We start from the raw sequence: 793 nt of genomic DNA on the forward strand, positions 1-793 counted from the left end.
GACAGACTCGGGCTGAAGCCAAACCTCCCCGCAGACAAAATGCACCTGCTCAAAAGGCTGAGCATAGACCTGACCGGTCTTCCTCCGGGCCTGGAGCTGATGCGGGAATACGCCGCCGATGAGTCCCCGCAGGCCACGGAAAAAATCATCGACCGCCTGCTGGAAAGCCCCGCTTTCGGCGAGCGCATGGCCGTGCTGTGGATGGACATATCCAGGTACTCGGACAGCTACGGCTATCAGGACGACAATATCCGTACCCAATGGCCCTACCGCGACTGGGTCATCCATGCCTTCAACAAAAACATGCCCTACGACCAGTTCATCACCTGGCAGCTGGCAGGCGACCTTTTGCCCGAACCGAGCAAGGAGCAGATATTGGCCACGGCATTTAACCGGAACCACAAATATACCGAGGAAGGCGGTGTGATTCCCGAGGAATACCGCGTGGAGTACAACGTGGACAAGACCAACACCTTCAGCAAGGCCATCCTGGGCATGACCGTGGAATGCGCCCAGTGCCATGACCACAAATACGACCCCATTTCCCAGGAAAACTACTTTCAGATGTACGCCTTTTTCAACAACACGCCGGAAAAAGGCTATGAAGGAGACGTGAGCATTTCCAAGCCCGCCAAACAGCCCATCATGTGGATCGAACACGATGACCTGGACGGCGTGCTCGACTTTGTCAACCACCGGGACAGCAGCAGGATCATGGTCTCGGTGATGGAGGACTTCAAAGACACCCTCAGACAGACCTATGTCCTGGACCGGGGGATGTACAACCAGCCCA

The 793-nt window shown here is 56.2% G+C and carries 1 protein-coding gene; it reads left to right on the top strand.

The annotated features are described in order from the left end of the window. Positions 1-793: DUF1549 domain-containing protein (locus G9Q97_RS24675; protein ID WP_166151945.1), on the top strand; the 793-nt coding region annotated here is incomplete at both ends.

It is taken from the genome of Cyclobacterium plantarum (assembly GCF_011290685.1).
GTDB classification, from domain to species: domain Bacteria; phylum Bacteroidota; class Bacteroidia; order Cytophagales; family Cyclobacteriaceae; genus Cyclobacterium; species Cyclobacterium plantarum.